Raw genomic sequence first — 21,767 nt, 5'->3', positions numbered from 1 at the left:
CTGACCGGACCAGCCGGGTACCACGGAAGGCCGTAGGCCCGCTGCGGCAGGCTCGCCGGTCATGGTGGTGTTTGTCGATATCCTGTCCAGATGCGCCCTTCCCGTGCGAGCCTCGGACCGCTGCTGCTACTTGCCCTCGCCGCCTGCTCGGGTCCCGAAACGGCCGCGACCGCGCCTTCCTCGTCGCCGGCCGCGCCGCCCCGGCCCGGGCGGCTGGTGTCGAGCGCCCACCCGTACACCGCCGACGGCCCTGCCAGGCCCACGGACTACGGCGCTCCTGGTACAGCGCACGCGAAAATCATGCGTGAGCTGCAACAACAGGTGCTGAATCAGGCCGGCGCGCCCGCGCACACGTCTGTGACCTGCGACAAGAAGTTCATCACCGGCAGCGTGACGGCGAGGTGCACGGTGAAGTTCGACGACCTCGCGGTGCCGATGGACGTGACCGCCTCGATCGCCGACCAGTACCTGACCTGGTCCGCCACCGCCTCGGTCGGCGTGCTGTCCCGGATGAACGTGGACTGGCTGTGGAACAGCGAAGCATTCAACAACAACGCCCGGCTGGGCACCGCGATGTGCGACGCCGCGATGCCCGACCAGGCGGTGTTCCCCTTCGGCACGACGCCGTTCTTCTGCTGGTACACCAATGCGGAAGGCAGCGTCGTGGAGAAGCAGGTGTCGGTCGGTCGGCGGGGCATCACCTTCGAGAAGGCCTGACCGAGCCATGAGAAGGCACTGCGCCGGCCACTTGTCCTGATCCCCGCTCTGCGCGGACACGCCCTGCTCGACCTCTGCCTCCGGCCGGCGCTGTGGCGCTCCGCCGTGGTGTCAGGACTTCCGATTCCGCGCCATCACGGGCGTGGTCCGGCGACCGTCCGACGGCGCCAGGCCTCCGTGGGAGCGTGCCCGGCCCACCAAGTAGTGCCGACGTGAGTCAGGTTCGCCCCCGCCGGGGCATATCACCTCGACGGATGTGAACCGGACGGGCACCCCCCGTATCGGGTCAACCCGACGGCTCTGCTGTAATCATCAGGCTTCGTACGCAGAGCGAGCATTCGGCTCCGATGCGTTCGTCAATTGTCACATTCATGCAACGTAGCCGCCCCTTGACCCTCGCCCGGGCGCCGGGAAGCATCGATGAAGCGGCGTCCCGGGCCGTGGGGAGATACCCGGACCAGCCAAGGAGGACCATGTCGGTCAGCCCCGCCTCGTCGCGCGCCGGATGGCATACGTCCCAGCCCGCTGTTCCCGGTCGGCCCCCCGGCGGCCAGCGTCGCCCCGCCAACACGGCCGCCCCGATGCTCACGGTGACGCTGAACATCCCGCTGGCCTGCGAGGAGTCGCTGACCCCACCCGCCCGTCGGCTGCTGGAGGCCGCCCGGGAGATGCTCGAACGCGGAGAGGGCACCATCACGGCCGCCACCGTGGAGCGGCGGCCCGACGCCGTGCCGGCCGGGCGGTCGCCGTCCCGCCCGGCCACCGCCCCCACGATCCCCGCCCTGCACATCCTCGCCTCGTCCCGCTCCGTGCTGCGCGACGGCGAGCCGTTGCCGCTGACCCGGCTGGAGTTCGACCTGCTGCTGCACCTGGTCGCCCACCCTCGCCGGGTGTTCACCCGGTTGCAGCTGCTCAACGCGGTGTGGGGCTACGAGCACGCCGGGGTGCGCACGGTCGACGTGCACGTCCGCCGCCTGCGCGGCAAGGTCGGTGTCGACGTCCCGTTGGTCACCACCGTCTACGGCGTCGGCTACCGGCTGGCCGACGACGCCCGCGTCACCATCGACCGCAGCGGCTGACCTCGCGCCCGGAGTGGCCCGTTCGCGGGGGGAGTCGCGCCGGTGCGACCGGGCGGTGACCGCCCGGCCCCCACCCCGCAGCCGGCCGGCCCGTGGGACCGCCGGCCCACGGGGCACGATGGTCGGATGCGGATCCGTCCCATCACCCCGGACCGGTTGATCACCGAGCTGACCGAGCGGCTCGCCGGCACCGTGAGCGCCGGGCGGCTGCGCGTGGCCGTCGACGGCCCGCCCGCCGCCGGCCCGGACGCGCTGGCCGCCGCGCTGGTCGACCCGCTGCGCGCGCTCGGCCGGCCCGTGCTGCACGTGCGCGCCGACGACTTCCTCCGCCCCGCCTCCGTCCGCCTTGAGCACGGCCGGACCAACCCCGACGCGTACTACGAGGGGTGGGTCGACGAGGCGGGGCTGCGCCGGGAGGTGCTCGACCCGGCCGGGCCGGACGGCTCCGGGCGGGTACTGCCCTCGCTCTGGGACGCCCGCGCCGACCGGGCCAGCCGCGCCGCGTACGTCGACCTGCCACCCGGGGGCGTCCTGCTGGTCAGCGGGGCGCTGCTGCTCGGCGGGGGCCTGCCCTTCGACGTCACGGTCCACCTGGCGCTCTCCCCGGCGGCCCTGACCCGGCGCACCGACCCGGCGCTGCGGTGGACGCTGCCCGCCTTCGCCCGGTACGCCGACGAGGTGGCCCCGGCCTCGTTCGCCGACGTCGTGGTGCGCGCCGACGACCCCCGACACCCGGCGCTGGTGGAGTCCGCGGTGTCCTCCTGACCGCCGCGACGTCCGGAAAAGTGGCCGGTTTGATCGTCGGCGGGCCGGGGTATTCGGCCGGCTCACAGAGCACGGGTGATCCACCCGCGCGCAGAAGACCACGGCCCGGGCGCACGCACCGGCGCCCCGACGGACCTTGAGGCCCAGAAAGGCAGGCAGCAATGCTCGTCCACGACAAGGTCGGTACGGGCCGATCCCAGGCGGAGATCGACCAGATCCGGCGCTCCCTGCAGGCCCGCTACGACGAGCTGTCCGCGGAGTACGAGCAGGCGGTGCTGCAGAGCCAGGTGCTGCGGCTGGTGGAGGTCGGCGACACCGCCGGCGACGACCAGGCCGACAGCGGCACCAAGACGGCCGAACGGGACACCGCGCAGTCCCTGCTGCGGACCATCCTCGACCGCCGCGCCCAGTACGAGCACGCCCTCACCAGGCTGGAGGAGGGTACCTACGGCTTCTGCGAGGGCTGCTCCGCGGCCATCCCGGTCGAGCGGCTGGAGATCTTCCCCTCCGCCACCACCTGCGTGCAGTGCAAGCAGAACCGGGAGCGCCGGGCGGCCTGACGCGAGCGGTTGCCGGTCGGTCCGGGACGCGGTGGACTCCACCCATGGGTGAGATCAAGGTGGGCACCGCCTCCTGGACCGACCGCACGCTGCTGGACTCCGGCTGGTACCCGCAGACCGCCGACACCCCGGAGAAGCGGCTGGCGTACTACGCCCGGCAGTTCCCGCTCGTCGAGGTGGACGCCACCTACTACTCGCCGCCCGCCGAGCGGACGGCGCGGCTGTGGGCCGAGCGCACCCCGGCCGGCTTCACCTTCAACGTCAAGGCGTTCAGCATGCTCACCGGGCACCCGACCCGGGTCGACGCCCTCTATAAGGATCTCCGGCCCGACACGGAGAAGAAGAACCTCTACCCGGACGACCTGCCGCCGCAGGCGTACGAGGAGGTCTGGACGCGGTTCCTCAGCGCGCTGGACCCGCTGGTCGAGGCGGGCCGGCTCGGCGCGCTGCTGTTCCAGTTCCCGCCCTGGTTCACCATCCGCCGGGACAACAAGCAGTACCTCCTGGAGGTGGCGAAGCGCTGCGCCCCGCTGCGCCCGGTCTACGAGTTCCGGCACGCCTCCTGGTTCGCCGGCGACAACGCCGACGAGACGCTCGCCTTCCTGCGCCAGCACCGGCTGGCGTACGTCTGCGTGGACATGCCGCAGGGGCACCGCTCGTCGGTGCCGCCGGTGCTGGCCGCCACCGCGGACCTGGCGGTGGTCCGCTTCCACGGGCACAGCGACAAGTGGACCAGCAAGGACATCCACGAGAAGTTCGGCTACCGCTACTCCGACCGGGAGCTGCGCGACTGGGCGCCGAAGCTGCGCGAGCTGGCCGACTCCACCGAGCAGACCCACGTTCTCCTGAACAACTGCTACCGCGACTATGCGCAGACCAACGCCGCCACCCTCGCCGGGCTGCTCGACGCCGGCTGAGCCGCGCCCCGGTCTCATCCCGTCCGGGTGAGGCCCGCTCACCCCGCCGCCGCGCAGCATGGACGGTGCGTGCGGTCGACCGCGACCGCGGAACCGACACCACGGAGGTGGCTGGAGATGACGGTTCGGGTGGTACCGGATCGACGACGCGGCGCCGTGCTGCACGTCGTCGGGTCGTCCGGCGACGCCCGGTGGGTGCCGCGCGCCGACCGGGTCAGGCCGACCCGGCAGCCGCGCGGCCCGGTGGGGCCGCCGCGACGTGACGACGACCGACGGTGGGAGACCGACGTACGGGGGTGGGGAGATGGCTGAGCAGTTGCAGTCGGCAATCGAGTCCTCGATGCAGAAGACCAACGAGATGTTGCGGGACATCGAGCAGGCCTACGGCTGGCCGAAGGAGCAACGCAACCAGTCCTACTGCGCGATGCGCACGGTGCTGCACCTGTTGCGCGACCGGATGCCGGTGCAGGAGAGCGTGGAGTTCGCCGCGCAGTTGCCGGTGGTGGTGCGGGGGATCTACTTCGACGGCTGGAAGCCGATGGACGTGCCGGTCAAGCTGAACCGGGACGACTTCCTGCTGGAGGTCCGGCAGCGCTTTCCGTACGACGTCGAGGGCGGCCCGGAGCGGGTGGTGCAGGTGGTGCTGGACACCCTGCGCCGGCACGTGACCCAGGGCGAGTGGCAGGACGTGAAGGACACCATGCCCAAGGACATGGCCCGGATGATTCCCTGACCGGCGCGCCGACGAGGGCTCGCTCCACCGGCGTGGGGCGGGCCGCTCGCGCGTTCCGGCGGAGGCGTTGTCCACCTCGACCGTGGTGCCGAGCAGGATCGTCGTGGCAGCCCTACCAGAGGTCGAAGTGGAAGACCTCGAAGGCGGCGCCGTAGCGGACGCCGAGCCGGGCGCCGGCGGGCCGACCCAGCCCCTCGAGGAACTCCTCGGCGTCGAAGCTGCCGTCGCCCAGCCCGGCCAGGTACGCGTCGTGCGCCCGCAGCGAGGCGAGTCCCCGGTCGAAGGTGTCGGTGACGTCCACCCCGTGGGCGGCGAGCGGGGAGGAGGCCGCCCACACCTGGCGCACCCCGCCCCACGGTTCGACGCCGTCGGCGAGCTGCTCCGGGAAGACCCAGCGGTTGCCGGCGTCACGGACGGCGTCCAGCACCGCCCGCCCGGTGGCGATGTGGTCGGCCTGGTTCAGCGCGTACGCCCCGTCCCAGGTGTCGCGGAAGTTGTTGGTGATGACGATTTCGGGGCGATGCCGGCGCACCACCGCGGCCAGCTCGCGGCGCAGCGGCACGCCGTACTCCAGGATACCGTCGGGCAGGCCGAGGAACTCCACCGTGTCCACCCCGACCAGCGCGGCGGAGGCCCGCTGCTCCTGCTCGCGCACCTGGCGGGCCTGCGCCGGTGGCATCCCGTCGATGCCCGCCTCGCCGCTGGTGACCAGGCAGTAGACGACGTGCTTGCCCTGCGCCGTCCAGCGCGCGACCGCGGCGGCGGCGCCGAACTCCAGGTCGTCGGGGTGCGCCACGATCGCCAGCGCGCGCTGCCACTGCTCGGTCACGGGCTCCAGCGGCCCCGGCCCCTCGGTCATCGCCACCTCCTCGTCGGCCTGACCATCCTGGCACCGGCGGTGCCGGTCCGCTGCGGCACCCGCCGCCCGCGTGGGTGAACGCCTACCTCGACCGTCCTGCCGTACCGCCGAACTGGCCGCCCACCCGGCACGGCGAACCGCCGGTGTGAGCGGGAAAGGGCGTCTACGGTGTGGTTAGAGAAGATCGGGCGTGGGGTACCACCCGCTGCACGACGGACCCCGGCGCACGGCGGGGCGGCACATCCGAGGGAGCACCGATGGCACTCAACGACGACGACATGCAGACCACCGGCGGCGGCGGCCTCGAGGGTCCGGCCGACGGCGGCGCGACCCCCGGCCAGCAGGACGGTGGCGCCGACGGCAGTGCCGACCGCGGTGCCGACAAGGGTGCGGACCGGGGCGCGGACCGGGGCGCGGACAAGGGTGCGGACCGGGGCGCGGACAAGGGCGCGGACCGGGGCGCCGACAAGGGCGCGGAGGGCCCGGCGGACGGCGGTGCCACCCCCGGCCAGCAGGACGGCGGCGCCGACGGCGGGGCGGAGGGCCCGGCCGACGGTGGTGCCACCCCCGGCCAGCAGGACGGCGGCGCCGACGGCAGCGCCTCCTGACGGATCGCCGTGACCCACATCGTCCCGCCGGGCGGCCACGGCCGCCCGGCGGTTCCGTCCGCACCCACGACCGCGCTGACCCGCTGCGTGTCGGTCGAGCCGGCGAAGTTCGCCGCCGCCCACTGGGGGCACACGCCGCTGCTGTCCCGCGCCGACGAGCTGCCCAACCCCGCCGGGTTCGCCGACCTGCTCAGCCCCGCCGACGCCGACGAGCTGCTCAGCCGGCGCGGCCTGCGTACCCCGTTCCTGCGCATCGCCAAGGACGGCCAACTCGTCCCGGCGGCGCGCTTCACCGGCGGCGGCGGCGCCGGGGCCGAGATCGGCGACCAGGTCCTCGACGAGCGGGTCCTGGAGCTGTACGCCGGCGGCGCCACCCTGGTGCTGCAGGGCCTGCACCGCACCTGGCCGGCCCTGATCGACTTCGCCCGCGACCTCGGCGTCGCGGTCGGGCAGCCGCTGCAGGTCAACGCCTACCTGACCCCCGCCGGAAACCAGGGCTTCGCCACCCACTACGACACCCACGACGTCTTCGTCCTCCAGGTCGACGGCCGCAAGCACTGGCGGATCCACCCGCCGGTGCTGCCCGACCCGCTGGAGAAGCAGACCTGGGGCGGGCGGGCCGACGAGGTCGCCGCCACCGCCGACGGGCCGCCCGCGCTCGACGTGGTGCTCGGCCCCGGCGACGCGCTCTACCTGCCCCGCGGCTGGCTGCACAGCGCGCAGGCGCAGGAATCCAGCTCGCTGCACCTGACCGTCGGCGTCCGGGCACTGACCCGGTACGCCCTGGTCGAGGAGCTGATCGCCCTGGCGGCCGAGGACCAGCGGCTCCGCGCCACGCTGCCGTTCGGCACCGACGTGGCCGACCCGGACGCGATCGAGCCGGAGCTGACCGAGACCGTCGAGGCGCTGCGGGACTGGCTGCTGCGGGCCGACCCGGCGGCGGTGGCCGCCCGGCTGCGCCAGCGCGCCTGGCCGGCCGCCCGGCCGGCGCCGATCCGGCCGCTGGTCCAGGCAGCCGCGCTGGCGGCGCTGGACGTCGACACCCCGCTCGCCCCGCGCCCCGGCCTGCGCTGGCAGCTCGCCCCGCAGGGCGACCGGGTGGCGCTGCGCCTGTTCGACCGCACCATCACCCTGCCCGCGTCGTGCGCGCCGGCGGTGCGCGCCCTGCTCACGGGCGAGGCCACCCGGGTCGGCGACCTGCCGGGCCTCGACGACGACGCCGACCGGGTCACCCTGGCCCGCCGCCTGCTCCGGGAGGCCGTCGTCGTCCCGGCCTGACGCCGCGCCCCGCCCGCGGGACGGACACCCGGCCTGCCCGCTGACGTCCACGCCACCGGCGCGGGGTCAGCGGGCGAGGGTCAGCAGCAGGACCGTGGTGAGCAGGCCGGCACCGATGACCACGGCGACCGGGCGGGGGCCGAGCACCGCGTGCCGGCGGTCGGCCAGGGCCTTCGCCGGCACCAGGCCGACCAGCGGGCCCAGCAGGGTCACCACCAGCGCCAGCACGGGCAGCCCGACCGCGAGTTCGCCGCCGTACCGGTCGCCGGCCGCCCGGGCCGCGCCGCCCAGGGCGTACGCGACCACGGCGCCGGCCACGCCGCAGAGCGCCAGCAGCGGGTTCACCGAGCCCGGCAGGTCACCGGGCTGGCGGGTGCGGTTCAGCAGGTCGCGTACGCCGTCCAGCAGCGTCACCGGGTCCGCCGTGGCGCCCGGCGCCGGGGCCGGGGGCCCGCCCGCCCGACGGCCGCCCCCGCCGAGCCGGCCGCGTAGCTGCTGCCACAGGTGGGCGACCTCGGCGTCCACCCGCTCCTGCAGCTCCCGCGCCGCCACCGCCTCCCGCTCGGCGCGCGCGACCTCGGCCTCGGCCTCGGCGACCGCCCGTTCGGCGGCGGCACACTGCTGCGCGTACCAGGTGTGCGCCTCGGCCCGCTGGTCGCGCACCCGCGCCGTCAGCTCGGCCAGCCGCCGCAGCTGCGCCGCGTACGTCTCACTGGTCACCGGTTCGTTCATCGGGCCGGTCCGTAGGGGATGATCACCTGACCGGTGCGGTGCACCGCCCGGTCGAAGAACAGCCCACGCCAGGGGCGGGGATACCAGTCCGGGCCGCCGGTGCCCGGATAGAGCGACGAGCCCAGTTCGCCGCCGTGCGCGTCCAGCGCCACCCAGGCGCCGATCTGGTCCGTCCGCGCCGCCGGCCCGCCCAGGTCGGCGCGCATCCGGGCGACGCCCCGCCACCAGGCCAGCACGTGCGTACGCCGTTCCGGCCCGTCGTGCAGGATCCGGCGCAGCTCCTCCAGCCCGGTGCGCCGGCCGACCCGCGCCGCCAGCGCCCCGGCCGCCGCGTCGACCGCGAACAGCAGCAGGTAGTGCGGTACGCCCGGCGCGCCGAGCCCCTCGGCGGTCTCGGCCATCAGCTCCCCGACGGTCTCCTCGTCGTACCAGGCGGCGTCGTCGGCGAGGTCCTCGTAGAGGGAACGGGCGGCCGGGTCGGCGTCCGGGTCGAGGCAGGCGATGGAGAAGCGGGCCGTGCCGGGGCGGTGCTGGCGGGCCAGCGAGCGGGCCGCCGCGTCGAGCACCGCGCACGCCTCGTCCACCCGGGTGCCGAGCACCGCCAGGTTGCGCCCGGGGGCCCGGGGCAGCCGCAGCACCGCCGAACGGGCCTGCACGTCGATGATCTCGCCGAGCAGCGCGACCGGCGTCCGCGGGTGGCCCGCCTCCGGCGCGGTGAGCGCCCGGAAGTCCGGCGCGTCGGCGAGCCGGGGGATCGCGTCGCCGTCGAAGAGCCGGGCCGGGGCGGCGTCCTGCGGGCGCATCCGCCACAGCCGGTGCTGCAGCTCGCTCCACGTCTCCCAGTCGCTGGCCGACGGGATGCGGGCCACCTGGTTGCCCTCGGCCATGCCCGACTCGGCGTTGACGACCGCGTGGTGGCGGGGCAGCGACTGGGCGGCGTCGTTGCGTTCGGCGAGGATCCGCAGCGCCTTGGGCAGCGCGATGCGCAGCGTGAACTGGGCGACCAGGGCCGGCCGCCCCCAGAGCGCCTCGATGCCGCGCACGTCCTGTGAGGCGAGCACCAGGTGGATGCCCTGGGACCGGCCGCGCCGGGCCAGGTCCTCCAGCAGGTCGGCGGCCTCCCGGGCGACGACGTCGCGCCCGGCCAGCAGCATCTGGAACTCGTCGACCACCGCGACGATCCGCGGCCAGTGCCCCGTCGGGTCGACCGCGCGCAGCTCGGCGAGCTTGGTGACCTCGTGCTTCTTCGCGGCGTCGGCCCGCCGGCGCAGCTCCTCGGCGAGGAAGCGCAGCAGCGCCAGGCCGAACTCCCGGTCGGTGTTGACGTTGATCCCGACGAGCCGCATGTGCGGCAGCCAGCTCGGGTCGCGCCGGCCCTGGGCGAACCGGGCGAAGGAGACCCCCTCCTTGAAGTCCAGCAGGTAGAACTCCAACTCGTTGGGGGAGTAGCGGGCCGCCAGCGCGCCGATCCAGGCGAAGATCAGGTTCGTCTTGCCGGTGCCGGACGGGCCGCCGATCAGCGCGTGCGGCGGATAGTCGCCCAGGGTGAGCAGGACCGGCCGGCCGTGCGGCCCCTCGCCGATCGGGGCGGTCAGCCCGGTCGCCGAATCCTCCCGCCACATCTGCTCCGGGGGCGGGAGCAGGTCGGTGAACGGGGTCGGGGCGGGGCCGGCGTTCACCCGCGCCGCCACGTCCCGGCAGGTCTCGGTGACCAGGGCCGCGGGCGGCGGCGGGTCCGACCGGACCGGCAGCCCACCGATCCGCGCGCCGTCGGGGTCGACCGTCACCCGGGTCACCGTGGGGTCGCCGGGCAGCGACACGCCCCGGACCACCAGGTGCACCCCGCAGGCCGCCCCGGTGCGCACCACCCGGTCGAGCTGGCCGCGCTCGTGCCGGGACAGCTCGTCCCCGCCGAGCAGCACCGCCACCCGCCACGGCTCCGGCCGGCGGCCGGTCGCGGCGGCCAGCTCGCGCAGCGAGCCGTGCTCCCCGGCCAGCACCGTCTCGTTGATCCGGCGGATCTGCTCCACCAGGTCGTCGAGCAGGCGGGCCAGCCCGCCCGGGCCGACGAAGGTGAGCAGCCCGGCGGTGCCGAGCGGGGCGAAGCCGGCCAGGCCGCCGCCCAGGTGCTCCGGGTCGTAGCCGATCAGCCGGACGGCGCCCGGGTCGGCCCGGCCGACGGCACGCAGCAGCAGCGCCGACACCACCGCCTCGCCGCCGTCCCGGTCGTCCCCGGTCAGCTCCACGTGGCCGGCGTCCAGCAGCGGCACCAGCGCCGGCACCGGTTCCGCGCCCGGGATGCGGACCGTGCCGATCCGCAGCGCGCCGGGCGGCTCCGCCCGCCGCGCCGGGGTGGGGCGCCACCGCGCCCAGTCGGCGGACGCGGCGCCGGGGGCCTCCCGCCGCGCGGCGTCCCCCGCGCGCCGGGCCAACTCGGCGATCCGCGCCGCGTGCCGGTCGTCGATGTCGGCCAGCCGGCGGTCCCGCTGCGCGCCCACCCGCTCCGGCACGACCGCCGCGGCCCGCCGCACCTTCGCCAGCCGCTCCCGGGCCGTGGTCAGCTCGGCCTGCGCCGTCGACAGCCGCGTCCGGGTCGCGCCGAGGGCCTCGCCGAGCATGCCCCGGACCCGGGTGACCAGCTGCGCCCGCCGGTCAGCCATCGACGCCCCGCGGCCGCGGCTCCCCGGCCCCGCCGGACGCGGGCCGACCCGTCGGCGGGCTCGACCAGGCGCGACCGGCGCCGGGCCGGTCGGCGCCCGCCGTGCCCCGGCCGGCCGCCGGCCCGCCGGGTGTCCCCGCTCCGCCCGCTGCCGGCGGGTCGCCAGGGGCGCCCCGCCCGCCGCCCGCCGGTCCGTTCCGCCGGGCGGCGGCCCGGTCCCGTACCGCGGCGGCCCGCTCGTGCGCCGAGGCCGCCCGGTCGGACGCCGCGGCGGCCCGCTTCCGGGCATCGGCCACCCGGTCCCGCGCGTCGGCGGCGCGCCGCTCCCACTCGGCGTCGGCGGCCCGGTCGCGCGCGGCGTCGGCCCGGCGGTCCCGCTCGGCGGCGGCCTGCCGCTCCCGGCCGGCCTCGGCCTGCCGGTCCCGCTCGCCCTCGGCCGGCAGATCCCGGCCGAGCCGGGCCAGCAGCACGCCGGCCAGCACCCCGGCGGTGACCGCGGGGTCGGCCGCGTGCGGCTGCTCCGCCTCGCCGCGCCGCGGCGGCGGCATCCGGCAGACCCGGGTCAGGAGGGTGTCCAGCACCGGCGCGGGCAGCCCGGGCAGCAGGTCCCGGACCCGGCCGTCCAGCTCACGGTGCAGTCGCCCGAGGTCGTCGGCGCGCGGCGGGTGCCCCAGCAGCTCCCCGGCCAGGTCGCGCAGCAGCGGCGGCGCCAGCGCGGCCAGGCCGAGGCCGACGTCGGCGTGCGCGCGGCGCAGCTCGCGGTGCAGCCGGTCCCGGTCGCCGGCCCGGACCCCGCCCACCACCCGGCGCAGCAGCTCCCGGGAGTCGCCGACCCGCTCGTCGGGCTCGTCCGGCGGCCCCTCCCGGCCGCCGGTCAGCTCGGCCACCCGCACCGACCACCAGCGGCGCAGCTTCACCTCGCCGGGCGGCTCGGGCGCCGGGGCGACCGGGGCCGCCTCGCGCGGCGCGTCGTGTGCCGGCCGGCGTCGCTGCCGCTCCGGCCCGGGCGCCGGCGCGCCGTCGGGGCCCAGCCCGATCGCCGCCAGGTACGCCGACAGCTGCTCCTGCGCGACGCGCAGCGCGTAACCGGCGGTCTCGGCGTGCTCGGTGGCGGCGGACAACTCCGGCACACCCATCGGGTCGGCCGACTCCTGGCGCACCCAGCGCAGCCGCTCGGCGGCCAGCCCGAACTTCTCCAACGCCACGGCGAGCTGGGCGAGCGGCAGGTCCTCGGCGGCGGCGCGGACCTGCCCGCCGATGTCCTCGACGATGGACACGGCCGGCCTCAGAGCGTCGCGACGTAGAGCTGCGCCTGCTCGACCGCGACGAGTGTCGCGGCGAGGCACTCCTCCAGCTCCTGGCTGGCCTGGGTCAGCGAGGACTGGGCCGCCTCGACCGTCTCGTGCCCGCTGCCCTCCAGCGCGCCGGCCAGTGTCTGCTGCGCCTCGGCCAGCTTCTCGCCGGCCGCCTGCACGGCACTCTGGCCGTCGCCGATCTGTTGGAGCGCGACATCGATGGCTGCCTTGAGCTCGGCGACGCTCGCCACGGCGGAACCTCCTGGGGGCGGGGAGGCCTCCATTAGAGCCTATCGGTTGCGGTGAGAGAACATCCGCCCTGTCAGTGTTCCTGCCCCGCTGACCGGTTGTCGACCGGAAGCACCGTGAGTCCGATTAACGGGACTCGTCGGAGGGCGAGGTCCGGTCCCGCAACCAGCGCGGGCCGTACACCTCGGCGCCCAGTGCCGCGACCCGTTCCCGCAGCTCACGGTCGGCGGTGACGACCAGCCGCCGGCGCTCCGGCGTGCCGGCGACCAGCTCGACCACGGCGTCGTCCCCGGACCCCGCCGCGGCGACCACCCGGACCCCGGCCGCGCCCGGCACGTCCCGCGCCCGGCCCTCCACCACCAGCACCACCTCCACCGGGGCCGGCAGGTCCGGGGGCAGCCCGTCGTCGGCCACCCGGGCCAGCGAGTCGCGCAGCCGGGCGGTGGCGCCCGCGCGGTCCCGCCACCAGCCGTCCGGGCGGGAACCCACCACGTTGGCGGCGTCCACGATCAGCAGCGGCGGCGTCGGTTCCATCCCGCCAGCCTGCCACCCCGCCCCCGCCGCCACGCCGCCGGCGGCAGGTGTGCGGAACGGGCCCTTCCCTCCGCACACGCCCCGACTGCGGCAGCGTGCCGGGCGTACACGGGTTGCCTCGGCGGGCGGCGGCGTTTGTCGGGCCGACCGTCGGGTAGCCCCTGGCGACCGTGCCGCGCCCGAGCAGCGGAGGACGACATGATGGGACCCGGTGACTTCGGCTCCGACCCGTGGGACGAGTTCCTGGCCCGGTACTTCGGCCGGGGCGAGGGTGGGCGCCGACCCGCGCACCGGGTCGACATCACCCGGCTGATGACCGCCGACGCCCGGGAGATGCTGGCCGACGCGGCCCGGCGGGCCGCCCAGCGGCAGAGCACCGACCTGGACACCGACCACCTGCTCTGGGCGGGGCTGCAACGCGAGCCGCTGCGCGACCTGGTGCGCCGCGCCGGCGCCGACCCGGACACGCTGCTCAACGCGCTCGGCGGCCGCGGCGACGGCGCGCCCCGGGGCGAGGTGCCGCCGAACCTGTCGCTGACGCCGGCGGCGAAGCGGGCGCTGCTCGACGCCCACCAGTTGTCCCGGGCGATGGGCGCGAACTACATCGGCCCCGAGCACATCCTGATGGCGTTGCCGCTGAACCCGGAGTCCCCCGCCGGCCGGATGTTCGCCGCCGGCCGGATCCAGCCCGAGTCCCTGCAGGCGGCCAGCGCCGAGCGCGGGCCGATGGCCGGTCCGAAGCCGGACCGCGGCACCCCCACCCTGGACCAGTACGGCCAGGACCTCACCGACCTGGCCCGCAACGACCAGATCGACCCGGTGATCGGCCGGGCCGACGAGATCGAGCAGGCCGTCGAGATCCTGTCCCGGCGTACGAAGAACAACCCGGTGCTGATCGGCGAGGCGGGCGTCGGCAAGACCGCGATCGTGGAGGGCCTCGCCGAGCGGATCTGCGACGGCGACGTGCCGCAGACGCTGCTCGGCAAGCGGGTGGTCCAGCTCGACCTCGCCGGGCTGGTCGCCGGCACCCGCTACCGGGGCGACTTCGAGGAGCGGCTGAAGAAGGTGATCGACGAGATCCGCGCGCACCGCGAGGAGCTGATCGTCTTCCTGGACGAGATTCACACCCTGGTCGGCGCGGGCGGGGCGGGCAGCGAGGGCGGCATGGACGCGTCCAACATGCTCAAGCCCGCGCTGGCCCGGGGCGAGCTGCGGGTGATCGGCGCGACCACCCTGGACGAGTACCGCAAGAGCATCGAGAAGGACGCCGCGCTGGCCCGCCGGTTCCAGCCGGTGTTCGTGCCGGAGCCCAGCGTGGAGGACACCGTGGCGATCCTGCGCGGCCTGCGGGACCGCTACGAGGCGCACCACCAGGTGCGGTTCACCGACGAGGCGCTGGTCGCCGCGGCCGAGCTGTCCGACCGGTACGTCACCGACCGGTACCTGCCGGACAAGGCGATCGACCTGATCGACCAGGCCGGCGCCCGGGTCCGGCTGCGTACCCGCACGCCGGCCTCCGACGTGCGCGAGCTGGAGACGCAGCTCGACGAGGTACGCCGGGACAAGGAGCAGGCCGTCGCCGACGAGCAGTACGAGAAGGCGTCCACCCTGCGTGACCGGCTCGCCGAGCTGGAGGAGCAGATCCGCCGCGCCCGGGGCGACGAGGGCGCCACCTCGCAGGTGCCGGCGGTCGGGCCGCGGGAGATCGCCGAGGTGGTCTCCCGGGCCACCGGCATCCCGGTCAACCAGCTCACCGAGGAGGAACGCGACCGGCTGCTGCGCCTGGAGGGCTACCTGCACGAGAAGGTGGTCGGCCAGGACGACGCTGTCACCGCGGTCGCCGAGGCGGTCCGCCGCTCGCGTACGGGGCTGGCCGACCCGGAGCGGCCGATGGGCAGCTTCCTGTTCCTCGGGCCGACCGGCGTCGGCAAGACGGAGCTGGCCCGGGCCCTCGCGGAGGCGCTCTTCGGCGAGGCCGACCGGATGGTCCGGGTGGACATGAGCGAGTTCCAGGAGCGGCACACGGTCAGCCGGCTCGTCGGCGCCCCGCCCGGGTACGTCGGCTACGAGGAGGCCGGCCAGCTCACCGAGGCGGTGCGCCGCCGCCCGTACGCGGTGGTGCTGCTCGACGAGATCGAGAAGGCCCACCCGGACGTGTTCAACATCCTGCTCCAGGTCCTCGACGACGGGCGGCTCACCGACAGCCAGGGCCGCACGGTCAACTTCAAGAACACCGTGCTGATCATGACGAGCAACCTCGGCTCGGAGCTGATCACCGGCACCCAGCGCGCCGTCGGGTTCGGTGCCGGCGCGCCGGGCACCGACGCCGAGCGCGACGAGCTGCGCGAGCGGCTGATGCGCCGGCTCCAGGAGAACTTCCGCCCGGAGTTCCTCAACCGCATCGACGAGGTGATCATCTTCCGTCGGCTGGAGGCCGAGCAGCTGCGCCAGATCACCGAGCTGATGCTGGAGGAGACCCGGCGCCGGCTGCACGCCCAGGACATCCAGGTCGAGTTCACCACCGCCGGCATCGACTGGCTCGCCGAGCACGGCTACCAGCCGGAGTTCGGCGCGCGGCCGCTGCGTCGGGTCATCCAGCGGGAGGTGGACAACCACCTCTCCCGGATGCTGCTGGAATCGGCCATCTCGCCCGGCCAGAAGGTCGTCGTCGACGCCCGCGACGGCCGACTCGCCTTCGACGTGACCGCCGGCGAGCGCGGATACACCGCGGCCAGCACGTCCCATCCCCGATGACCCGGAGGGCGGACATGACCGAACCCGAGGAGACCCAGGAAGAGACCGACCACACCGATCCGATCCTGGCGCCGCCGACGGCGAACCCCGCCCGGGTGCAGGTGCCGCCGGAGGGCCTGGGCCAGCAGCAGGGCGACGAGCCGGAGCCGGCGGCGTCCGACCGTCGCCGTCGAGAGGAGGGCTGATGGTACGAGAGCAGCGGCTCGATCCCGAGGTGGAGGTGCTCTGGGACGACTTCCACGCCCAGGTGAACGTCCCGTCGGAGAAGCTGCGGCAGTGGCTGCTCACCCGCGGCTCCGGGGAGGAGGCGTTCGGGCCGAACCCGGACCTCGACCTGCCCGCGCTGGGCCGGGAGATCCTCAAGGTGCTCACCAAGCGCAAGGTCGACCTCACCCCGGAGGACATCAAGGTGATGCAGGACGCGATCGACGAGATCGAGAACCTGCTGGAGGCCAAGCCTGATCGCGGCAACGCCGACGACGAGTGGCGACACTCGCTGCTCGACCTGGGCCACGACGTCCTCGTCGAACGCTGAACCGTCCCCGTCGACACGCGGGCCGGCGGCGCCCCGGAACACCTCCCGGGTGCCGCCGGCCCCGTGTGTCAGCCCTGGTCGCTCTCCAGGCTGCCGATCGTCAGGCCCGCGGCGTCCGCCGCCGCCTCCCGGTCGGCGCGCGCCCGCTCCTCCCGAGTGAGCAGCGTGGCGTACTCCGTGACGTCGGCCGGGTCGGGCACCTCGGGCAGGCGGCGCAGGAAGGCCTCCACGTCGCGGGCGGCGGACGTGTGCGCGGCGGCCGCCTGACGGAGGATTTCCCGGTCGTCGGCGGCGGGGTAGAGATCGGTCATGCCCGCCGGATACCCGACGTCACGCCGTTCGCACCGTTACCTCTCAGTGCGCTTTGGTGAGCGCATGGTTGGTGGTTCCGCCTCGCGGTGGAACGGTCCCGGTCTGACCGGCGGTTGCCGTGCCGGGTTGACGCTTCACGGCCACCGGCCCCGCGGGTGGGTCTCACGGTCGGCTCCACGCCCAGACACCGGGCCACTCCCGGCGGCCGTCAGCCCCCGCGCCCCGAAGCCCGGGTTGCGCAGCAGCCAGGACAGGTATTCCGGATGCGCCGCCAGCGAGTCGGTGTACGCGGCCAGCGCGGTCTCCAGCACCACCTCGGCGTCCCTTGCGGCGGGGGAGTCGGGGTGCCACCCGAGCATCAGCCGCCAGCGCAGCGGGGTGCCGGCCAGCATCCGGGTGACCAGCCCGGCGACCGGACGGAAGGTCGCCTGGCACAGCGCCACCGCCTCGCCGGAGTCGACCATGTCGATGCACACGCGCACGTCGGCCTCGTACAGCTTGCGCGGGGTGAAGCCGGCGCGGGCGCAGGCGGCCGCGAAGCAGTCGCCGAAGCAGCCGTCGCCGGGCGCGGCGACCCACTGCTCGCGGCGCAGGTCGGTCAGGGGCACCTCGGCCCGGCCCGCCAGCGGGTGCTGCTCGGGCAGCATGACGAGCACCGGGTCGACGGCCACCTCGCGCCAGCTCAGCCCGTACTCGGCCGGCGGCGCGGCATCGCCGCACACCCCGATCAGCGCGAAGTCCAGCCGGCCGCCCGCGACCAGGTGGGTCAGCTCCTCCGCCGACCAGGAGGCGTGGGTGGTGATCTGGGCCGGCGGGGGATCGGCGGCGAGCCGGTGCACGAGCCGACCGAGGATCGGGCTGTTCACCCCGCCGAACCGGTAGCGACGGGGGGCGTCCCCGGCACCGGCGAGCCGGGCCGCCTCGTCCTGCAGGCCCTTCATGGCCGGCAGCAGCACCCGGGCCCGGGCGAGGACCAGCTCGCCGAGGACGGTGGGCCGGGCGCCGCGGCGGTCCCGTTCGAACAGCGGCCCGCCCAGCGTCCGCTCGATGCGCTGGAGCTGGGCGGTGAGCGCCGGCTGGGCCAGGCCGAGCGCCGAGGCCGCCTTGGTCACGCTCCCCGTCTCCGCGATCGCGCAGACCACCCTCAGGTGACGCAGCTCCAGATTCATAGAGTGACGGTATGACCCCGCAGCGGCTGGCGGAAGGCCCTGAACGGATCAACACCTTCCGATGTGTGCCGGGCCGGTGGCCGGGGGTGCCCGGCGGGGAGGCCGGCCGCTCAGCTCGACGGCGGCTCGGCCAGGTCGGCGAGGTAGGTCGGGCGGCCGGTGACCGCGTCGCGCACCTTGTCGACCACGCCCACCGCCGGCTCGACGACCCGGTTCCAGGGCGGGGTCGCCGGCGTGCCCGGGTGCGGTCGGGTCGGGGCCGCCTCCTCGGCGATCTCCAGCCGGTTGCCCAGGCGGATCAGCTCCTCGGGGCTGGCCACCTCGCGCAGCGCCGCGACCAGGGCGCCGACCTCCTCGACGTGGCGGCGGACCCGCGCGTCGACCTCGGCCAGCCCGTCGTCGGCGAGCCCACCCAGGGCGGTCAGCAGGGCCGCGTCGTCGGTGAGCGCCCGGTCCACCCGGTCGGCGGCGTCGGGCAGCGCGGCCCGGACCGTGGGCAGCAGGTACTGCTCCTCGGCGGACAGGTGCCGGGACAGCGCCGCCGTCAGCACCTCCAGCCCCCGTTCCGGTGCGGGCTCGGCGTCGGCGTCGGTGAGCCGGCGCAGCAGCTCCCGCAGTTGCCGGTGCTCGGCGTCGACGATGTCGGCGATGCTGCGCCCGCCCGGCCGGAAGGTCTCGTCCTCTCCGGTGGGCGGCAGCGGCGGCAGGGGAACGGTCATGGTGCCCTCCTCGGGCGGCGGGCGGAGCACGTGGTGGGGTGCGGTCGCGACCGGCGGTACCCGACCGCGCCGGCGGCGAAACCGGGCAGAGCGGTACGCGCCCGCCCCGGCGGCCTCGCCCCGCCGCGCCACAGGGGCGGGACGGGGCGACCGGAGCGGACCGGTCGGCTGGTATGAAGAAGCGATGACGAGCGACGCCGCCTCCGCCCTTCCCGACCCCACCGACGAGGTCGTCGGCCTGTGCCGCGACCTCCTGCGGATCGACACCACCAACACCGGGGACAACGACACCAGCGTCGGCGAACGCGTCGCCGCCGAGTACGTGGCGGAGAAGCTGGCCGAGGTGGGTGTCGAGTCCGTCATCCACGAGTCGGCGCCGGGCCGCGCCAACCTGGTCGCCCGCATCCCGGGCGCCAACCCGAGCCGCGGCGCCCTGCTGGTGCACGGCCACCTCGACGTGGTCCCCGCCGACGCCGACGAGTGGTCGGTGCACCCGTTCTCCGGGGAACTGCGCGACGGCTACCTGTGGGGCCGGGGCGCGATCGACATGAAGGACTTCGACGCGATGGTGCTGGCCGTGGTGCGGCACTGGCAGCGCACCGGGGTGCGCCCGCCGCGCGACATCGTGCTCGCGTACACCGCCGACGAGGAGGCCGGCAGCGACTACGGCGCACACTTCCTCGTCCAGCGGCACCGCGATCTCCTCGACGGCTGCACCGAGGCCATCGGCGAGGTCGGCGGCTTCTCCTACTCGGTCAACGACGAGCAGCGGCTCTACCTGATCGAGACGGCCGAGAAGGGCATCGACTGGCTGCGCCTGCGCGCCAAGGGCCGGCCCGGGCACGGCTCGATGGTGCACGACGACAACGCCGTCACCGCGCTCGCCGAAGCGGTGGCCCGGGTCGGCCGGCACCGCTTCCCCGTGGTGGTGACCGACACCGTCCGGGCCTTCCTGGAGGAGGTCTCCGACCTGCTCGGGATCGAACTCGACCCGGAGGACCCGGAGACCGCCATCGCCAAGCTGGGGCCGATCGCCAACATCATCGGCGCGACGATCCGCAACACCGCCAACCCGACCCGGCTCGCCGCCGGCTACAAGGACAACGTCATCCCCGGCCGGGCCACCGCCACCATCGACTGCCGCAGCCTCCCTGGGCAGTCGGAGCTGCTGGAGCGGCAGCTGCGCGAGCTGGTCGGCCCGGACATCGTCATCGAGTACATCCAGCGCCAGCCCGCGCTGGAGACGACGTTCGACGGCGACCTGGTCGACGCGATGTCGGCGGCGCTGCGCGCGGAGGACCCGGGGGCCCGGCCGGTGCCGTACATGCTCTCCGGCGGCACCGACGCCAAGGCGTTCTCCCAGCTCGGCATCCGGTGCTTCGGCTTCGCGCCGCTGCGGCTGCCCGCCGACCTGAACTTCTCCGCGCTGTTCCACGGCATCGACGAGCGCGTTCCGGTGGACGGACTACAGTTCGGCGTGCGGGTTCTCGACCGGTTCCTCCGCACCTGCTAGCCCCCGTCCGGAACACCAGTGTTCCGCCGGGGAACCTCCCCATCGTGAAGGGACTGACCCACATGACCGACCAGCACGGTGAGCTGGACGCCGCCCTCGAGCGCGTGATCGATGCGGCCCGCCACCACCTGGCCGCCGTCCGAGCCGCGCAGGGCCGCGTCGTCGACGACGACGTCTGGCAGGCGTACGTCGCCCTGAACAACGCCTCCTTCGCGTACGACGAGCAACTCCTGGACGCCTTCGGCGAGGTCACCCCCTGGGACGTCGAGTCGATCGACCCGGACGAGGCCGACGAGCGCTTCGGCGGGGAAGGCGTGGAGCCCACCGACCCGCACCCCCGGGTCATCTCGGTGCGCCAGCGGCGCGACTACCGGGTGCCGAGCGTGTCGGCGCTGATCCGGGTGGCCGAGGCGGCCCGCCGGGAGGGCACCCCGGCCGACGACGAGCCGGCACCCGTCGAGGGGGTCGGTGAGGCGGTGCTGGAGCTGCTCCAGAGCGGCGACGGCTCGCTCGGCGCGCTGGACGTGCCGGAGCTGGAACCGCTGGACGGTGTGGTGATGGTCAGCGAGGTCGGCACCCCGGTCGACCTGGAGTCCTTCGACGACGACGACCCGGTCGGCCCGTTCCAGCCGGCGCCCGACGACCGGCTGGTGGGCCGGCTCGACGAGCACCCGTTCCTGGAACTCGACGACGAGCACGACCACGCCCACTAGGGCGGCGACGCCCCGGGGCCCGGCGGTTCGGCCGGGCCCCGGGGCGTCCGCGTACCGGCGGTGCCGCCGGTGATCAGTACGACAGGCCCGGCTGCGGCTGGTTGACCCGTCGGCGGCGCAGCACCACCTGGCGCGTGCCGTCGCGGAACAGCCGCACCCGGGCCAACTCCCACCCGGAGAACTCCGCCTGGATCGCCAACTGCGCCGCGGCGGTCAACCGGTCGACGTTCGGCGGCAACCGCAGCGGCGCGTACTCGTAGTCCATGAGCCCTATGCTGCCCAGCCCGGCGGCCGTCCGCCACCCCCTCGCCGGTGACCCGCGCCGCCGTCCGACGCCCGGGTGTGAGGTGGCCCACCCCGGGCCGGGGCCCGTCGTCGCCCCCGCACCGGGCCGGTCCACCCGACGCCGGCCGGTCCCGACACCTCCTAGTCGAGCGGCGCGCTGTCTAGTCGAGGGGCGCGCTGTCGACGAGCGGGTTCGCCGCCAGCAGGGCGGCCAGCGCCGGCGGTGCCAGCAGCAGCGTCCGCGGGGTGCCGGCGTCCACCGCCAGCCCCCACGCCGGGTCCGGCCAGGCGGCGAGCAGGTCCGCGCAGGGCACCGCGACGAACGGCACGCCCGACCCGGCGAACGCGGCCAGGGCGTCCGGCGTGGTGAAGACGGGCAGCAGCGGCGCGCCGGCCGCGTCGGCGACGACCGTCCAGGGCACGTCGCGGTCCGGGCCCGGCTCCGCCGCCAGCGGTACGCACACCATCGAGGCGGCCAGGACGCCGAGGTACGCCGGCAGGTCCCGCCGCGCGACGGCGTCGCCGAGTAGGTCCTGCACCGTCCGGCCGCCCCCCGCCGAACCGTCCTCGACGGCGCCGGCCGGCTCGGACCCGGTGAGGGTCGACCCGTCCCGGGCGTCGGCGGTGGGCGCGGTGCCGTCGGCGGGCCGGTGGGCCGAGGTGGCGGCCGGTCCGCTCCGCTCCGGCCGGTCCCCGGCGGGCGGCTGCGGGACGGCCGGAACGGGCGGGGGCGGCGGTGCGGCTGGCGGGGCCACGGGCACGGCCGGGCCGGCGGGCGGGCG

Annotated in this window: 24 protein-coding genes; 13 read left to right on the top strand and 11 right to left on the bottom strand. The window is 75.5% G+C overall.

The annotated features are described in order from the left end of the window. Positions 1 to 216: 216 nt before the first annotated feature. The 6 genes from AB0G14_RS10295 to AB0G14_RS10270 all read left to right on the top strand — a co-directional run bounded on the left by AB0G14_RS10295 (position 217) and on the right by AB0G14_RS10270 (position 4,771). A complete protein-coding gene (locus AB0G14_RS10295) occupies positions 217 to 717 on the top strand; it encodes a hypothetical protein (protein ID WP_357695777.1) in 501 nt (166 codons plus the stop codon). A 473-nt stretch (positions 718 to 1,190) separates the two neighbouring features. Beyond that, positions 1,191 to 1,796 carry a winged helix-turn-helix domain-containing protein gene (locus tag AB0G14_RS10290; protein WP_357695775.1) on the top strand — a complete coding sequence of 202 codons (606 nt, stop codon included), beginning with the start codon at positions 1,191 to 1,193 and terminating at the stop codon, positions 1,794 to 1,796. Between the two features lie 126 nt (positions 1,797 to 1,922). Next, the gene (locus AB0G14_RS10285) at positions 1,923 to 2,561 is read left to right on the top strand and encodes a uridine kinase (protein WP_357695773.1); all 639 of its coding nucleotides are present in this window, start codon (positions 1,923 to 1,925) and stop codon (positions 2,559 to 2,561) included. 161 nt (positions 2,562 to 2,722) lie between these two features. Then, on the top strand, positions 2,723 to 3,121 hold the full coding sequence (locus AB0G14_RS10280; RefSeq protein WP_350704414.1) for a TraR/DksA C4-type zinc finger protein: 399 nt from the start codon (positions 2,723 to 2,725) through the stop codon (positions 3,119 to 3,121). Between the two features lie 44 nt (positions 3,122 to 3,165). Continuing rightward, on the top strand, positions 3,166 to 4,038 hold the full coding sequence (locus tag AB0G14_RS10275) for a DUF72 domain-containing protein (protein WP_357695771.1): 873 nt from the start codon (positions 3,166 to 3,168) through the stop codon (positions 4,036 to 4,038). 304 nt (positions 4,039 to 4,342) lie between these two features. Further along, positions 4,343 to 4,771, top strand: coding sequence for a DUF2267 domain-containing protein (locus AB0G14_RS10270; protein ID WP_357695769.1), 429 nt, complete (start codon positions 4,343 to 4,345; stop codon positions 4,769 to 4,771). Positions 4,772 to 4,883: 112 nt separating this feature from the next. On the opposite strand, the gene AB0G14_RS10265 is transcribed toward AB0G14_RS10270, so the two are convergent. Continuing rightward, the gene (locus tag AB0G14_RS10265; RefSeq protein WP_357695767.1) at positions 4,884 to 5,630 is read right to left on the bottom strand and encodes a PIG-L deacetylase family protein; all 747 of its coding nucleotides are present in this window, start codon (positions 5,628 to 5,630) and stop codon (positions 4,884 to 4,886) included. A gap of 257 nt (positions 5,631 to 5,887) precedes the next feature. Between AB0G14_RS10265 and AB0G14_RS10260 the strand changes: the two genes are divergently transcribed. Then, positions 5,888 to 6,238, top strand: coding sequence for a hypothetical protein (locus AB0G14_RS10260; protein ID WP_357695765.1), 351 nt, complete (start codon positions 5,888 to 5,890; stop codon positions 6,236 to 6,238). 9 nt (positions 6,239 to 6,247) lie between these two features. Continuing rightward, positions 6,248 to 7,516, top strand: coding sequence for a cupin domain-containing protein (locus AB0G14_RS10255; protein ID WP_357695763.1), 1,269 nt, complete (start codon positions 6,248 to 6,250; stop codon positions 7,514 to 7,516). A gap of 66 nt (positions 7,517 to 7,582) precedes the next feature. Here AB0G14_RS10255 and AB0G14_RS10250 read toward each other — a convergent pair whose 3' ends face one another. The 5 genes from AB0G14_RS10250 to AB0G14_RS10230 all read right to left on the bottom strand — a co-directional run bounded on the left by AB0G14_RS10250 (position 7,583) and on the right by AB0G14_RS10230 (position 12,985). Then, entirely contained in the window at positions 7,583 to 8,248 is a 666-nt protein-coding gene (locus AB0G14_RS10250) for a hypothetical protein (protein ID WP_357695761.1), read from the bottom strand. After that, positions 8,245 to 10,908 (bottom strand): FtsK/SpoIIIE domain-containing protein, encoded by a 2,664-nt coding sequence (locus AB0G14_RS10245; RefSeq protein WP_357695759.1) that lies wholly within the window; start codon positions 10,906 to 10,908, stop codon positions 8,245 to 8,247. Before AB0G14_RS10245 ends, AB0G14_RS10250 begins: the two co-directional genes overlap by 4 nt. Then, positions 10,901 to 12,184: a hypothetical protein gene (locus tag AB0G14_RS10240; protein WP_357695757.1), complete on the bottom strand. Its 1,284-nt coding sequence runs from the start codon at positions 12,182 to 12,184 to the stop codon at positions 10,901 to 10,903. Before AB0G14_RS10240 ends, AB0G14_RS10245 begins: the two co-directional genes overlap by 8 nt. Positions 12,185 to 12,192: 8 nt before the next feature. Next, on the bottom strand, positions 12,193 to 12,453 hold the full coding sequence (locus AB0G14_RS10235; protein ID WP_089000636.1) for a hypothetical protein: 261 nt from the start codon (positions 12,451 to 12,453) through the stop codon (positions 12,193 to 12,195). A 124-nt stretch (positions 12,454 to 12,577) separates the two neighbouring features. Next, positions 12,578 to 12,985, bottom strand: coding sequence for a hypothetical protein (locus AB0G14_RS10230; RefSeq protein WP_357695755.1), 408 nt, complete (start codon positions 12,983 to 12,985; stop codon positions 12,578 to 12,580). A gap of 198 nt (positions 12,986 to 13,183) precedes the next feature. Here AB0G14_RS10230 and AB0G14_RS10225 point away from each other — a divergent pair, with 198 nt between their 5' ends. Genes AB0G14_RS10225 through AB0G14_RS10215 form a run of 3 tightly spaced genes read left to right on the top strand, consistent with a single transcriptional unit; the run spans position 13,184 to position 16,274 of the window. After that, a complete protein-coding gene (locus tag AB0G14_RS10225) occupies positions 13,184 to 15,739 on the top strand; it encodes an ATP-dependent Clp protease ATP-binding subunit (protein ID WP_357695753.1) in 2,556 nt (851 codons plus the stop codon). A 14-nt stretch (positions 15,740 to 15,753) separates the two neighbouring features. Next, complete coding sequence (locus AB0G14_RS10220) at positions 15,754 to 15,924, top strand: hypothetical protein (RefSeq protein ID WP_357695751.1); 171 nt, start codon at positions 15,754 to 15,756, stop codon at positions 15,922 to 15,924. Beyond that, a complete protein-coding gene (locus AB0G14_RS10215) occupies positions 15,924 to 16,274 on the top strand; it encodes a DUF3140 domain-containing protein (protein ID WP_350704392.1) in 351 nt (116 codons plus the stop codon). Before AB0G14_RS10220 ends, AB0G14_RS10215 begins: the two co-directional genes overlap by 1 nt. A gap of 68 nt (positions 16,275 to 16,342) precedes the next feature. On the opposite strand, the gene AB0G14_RS10210 is transcribed toward AB0G14_RS10215, so the two are convergent. The 3 genes from AB0G14_RS10210 to AB0G14_RS10200 all read right to left on the bottom strand — a co-directional run bounded on the left by AB0G14_RS10210 (position 16,343) and on the right by AB0G14_RS10200 (position 18,474). Beyond that, positions 16,343 to 16,585, bottom strand: coding sequence for a hypothetical protein (locus AB0G14_RS10210; protein WP_357695748.1), 243 nt, complete (start codon positions 16,583 to 16,585; stop codon positions 16,343 to 16,345). A gap of 135 nt (positions 16,586 to 16,720) precedes the next feature. Further along, a complete protein-coding gene (locus tag AB0G14_RS10205; RefSeq protein ID WP_357695746.1) occupies positions 16,721 to 17,755 on the bottom strand; it encodes a LysR family transcriptional regulator in 1,035 nt (344 codons plus the stop codon). Between the two features lie 110 nt (positions 17,756 to 17,865). Then, the gene (locus AB0G14_RS10200; RefSeq protein ID WP_357695744.1) at positions 17,866 to 18,474 is read right to left on the bottom strand and encodes a hemerythrin domain-containing protein; all 609 of its coding nucleotides are present in this window, start codon (positions 18,472 to 18,474) and stop codon (positions 17,866 to 17,868) included. A gap of 184 nt (positions 18,475 to 18,658) precedes the next feature. On the opposite strand from AB0G14_RS10200, the gene AB0G14_RS10195 reads away from it, so the two are divergent. Beyond that, positions 18,659 to 19,987: a M20/M25/M40 family metallo-hydrolase gene (locus AB0G14_RS10195; protein WP_357695742.1), complete on the top strand. Its 1,329-nt coding sequence runs from the start codon at positions 18,659 to 18,661 to the stop codon at positions 19,985 to 19,987. A gap of 62 nt (positions 19,988 to 20,049) precedes the next feature. Continuing rightward, on the top strand, positions 20,050 to 20,700 hold the full coding sequence (locus AB0G14_RS10190) for a hypothetical protein (protein WP_357695948.1): 651 nt from the start codon (positions 20,050 to 20,052) through the stop codon (positions 20,698 to 20,700). A gap of 73 nt (positions 20,701 to 20,773) precedes the next feature. On the opposite strand, the gene AB0G14_RS10185 is transcribed toward AB0G14_RS10190, so the two are convergent. After that, positions 20,774 to 20,965, bottom strand: a complete 192-nt coding sequence (locus AB0G14_RS10185; protein WP_053655860.1) for a DUF5703 family protein — start codon at positions 20,963 to 20,965, stop codon at positions 20,774 to 20,776. Between the two features lie 181 nt (positions 20,966 to 21,146). Then, positions 21,147 to 21,767 (bottom strand): SseB family protein (locus AB0G14_RS10180; RefSeq protein ID WP_357695740.1); only part of this gene is annotated, 621 nt, incomplete at its 5' end.

It is taken from the genome of Micromonospora sp. NPDC023814, from assembly GCF_040639595.1.
In the GTDB taxonomy this organism is placed as follows: domain Bacteria; phylum Actinomycetota; class Actinomycetes; order Mycobacteriales; family Micromonosporaceae; genus Micromonospora.
Note: the sequence above shows the minus strand (reverse complement) of the source record. Positions and strands in the feature narration are given on the sequence as shown.

Bases quoted from the DNA above. Each gene is read 5' to 3' on its own strand.
- AB0G14_RS10190 (WP_357695948.1), top strand. From the start codon at position 20,050: ATGACCGACCAGCACGGTGAGCTGGACGCCGCCCTCGAGCGCGTGATC.
- AB0G14_RS10200 (WP_357695744.1), bottom strand. From the start codon at position 18,474: ATGACCGTTCCCCTGCCGCCGCTGCCGCCCACCGGAGAGGACGAGACC.
- AB0G14_RS10260 (WP_357695765.1), top strand. From the start codon at position 5,888: ATGGCACTCAACGACGACGACATGCAGACCACCGGCGGCGGCGGCCTC.
- AB0G14_RS10290 (WP_357695775.1), top strand. From the start codon at position 1,191: ATGTCGGTCAGCCCCGCCTCGTCGCGCGCCGGATGGCATACGTCCCAG.
- AB0G14_RS10220 (WP_357695751.1), top strand. From the start codon at position 15,754: ATGACCGAACCCGAGGAGACCCAGGAAGAGACCGACCACACCGATCCG.
- AB0G14_RS10275 (WP_357695771.1), top strand. From the start codon at position 3,166: ATGGGTGAGATCAAGGTGGGCACCGCCTCCTGGACCGACCGCACGCTG.
- AB0G14_RS10215 (WP_350704392.1), top strand. From the start codon at position 15,924: ATGGTACGAGAGCAGCGGCTCGATCCCGAGGTGGAGGTGCTCTGGGAC.
- AB0G14_RS10205 (WP_357695746.1), bottom strand. From the start codon at position 17,755: ATGAATCTGGAGCTGCGTCACCTGAGGGTGGTCTGCGCGATCGCGGAG.
- AB0G14_RS10210 (WP_357695748.1), bottom strand. From the start codon at position 16,585: ATGACCGATCTCTACCCCGCCGCCGACGACCGGGAAATCCTCCGTCAG.
- AB0G14_RS10230 (WP_357695755.1), bottom strand. From the start codon at position 12,985: ATGGAACCGACGCCGCCGCTGCTGATCGTGGACGCCGCCAACGTGGTG.
- AB0G14_RS10280 (WP_350704414.1), top strand. From the start codon at position 2,723: ATGCTCGTCCACGACAAGGTCGGTACGGGCCGATCCCAGGCGGAGATC.
- AB0G14_RS10270 (WP_357695769.1), top strand. From the start codon at position 4,343: ATGGCTGAGCAGTTGCAGTCGGCAATCGAGTCCTCGATGCAGAAGACC.
- AB0G14_RS10250 (WP_357695761.1), bottom strand. From the start codon at position 8,248: ATGAACGAACCGGTGACCAGTGAGACGTACGCGGCGCAGCTGCGGCGG.
- AB0G14_RS10265 (WP_357695767.1), bottom strand. From the start codon at position 5,630: ATGACCGAGGGGCCGGGGCCGCTGGAGCCCGTGACCGAGCAGTGGCAG.
- AB0G14_RS10185 (WP_053655860.1), bottom strand. From the start codon at position 20,965: ATGGACTACGAGTACGCGCCGCTGCGGTTGCCGCCGAACGTCGACCGG.
- AB0G14_RS10225 (WP_357695753.1), top strand. From the start codon at position 13,184: ATGATGGGACCCGGTGACTTCGGCTCCGACCCGTGGGACGAGTTCCTG.
- AB0G14_RS10285 (WP_357695773.1), top strand. From the start codon at position 1,923: ATGCGGATCCGTCCCATCACCCCGGACCGGTTGATCACCGAGCTGACC.
- AB0G14_RS10245 (WP_357695759.1), bottom strand. From the start codon at position 10,908: ATGGCTGACCGGCGGGCGCAGCTGGTCACCCGGGTCCGGGGCATGCTC.
- AB0G14_RS10195 (WP_357695742.1), top strand. From the start codon at position 18,659: ATGACGAGCGACGCCGCCTCCGCCCTTCCCGACCCCACCGACGAGGTC.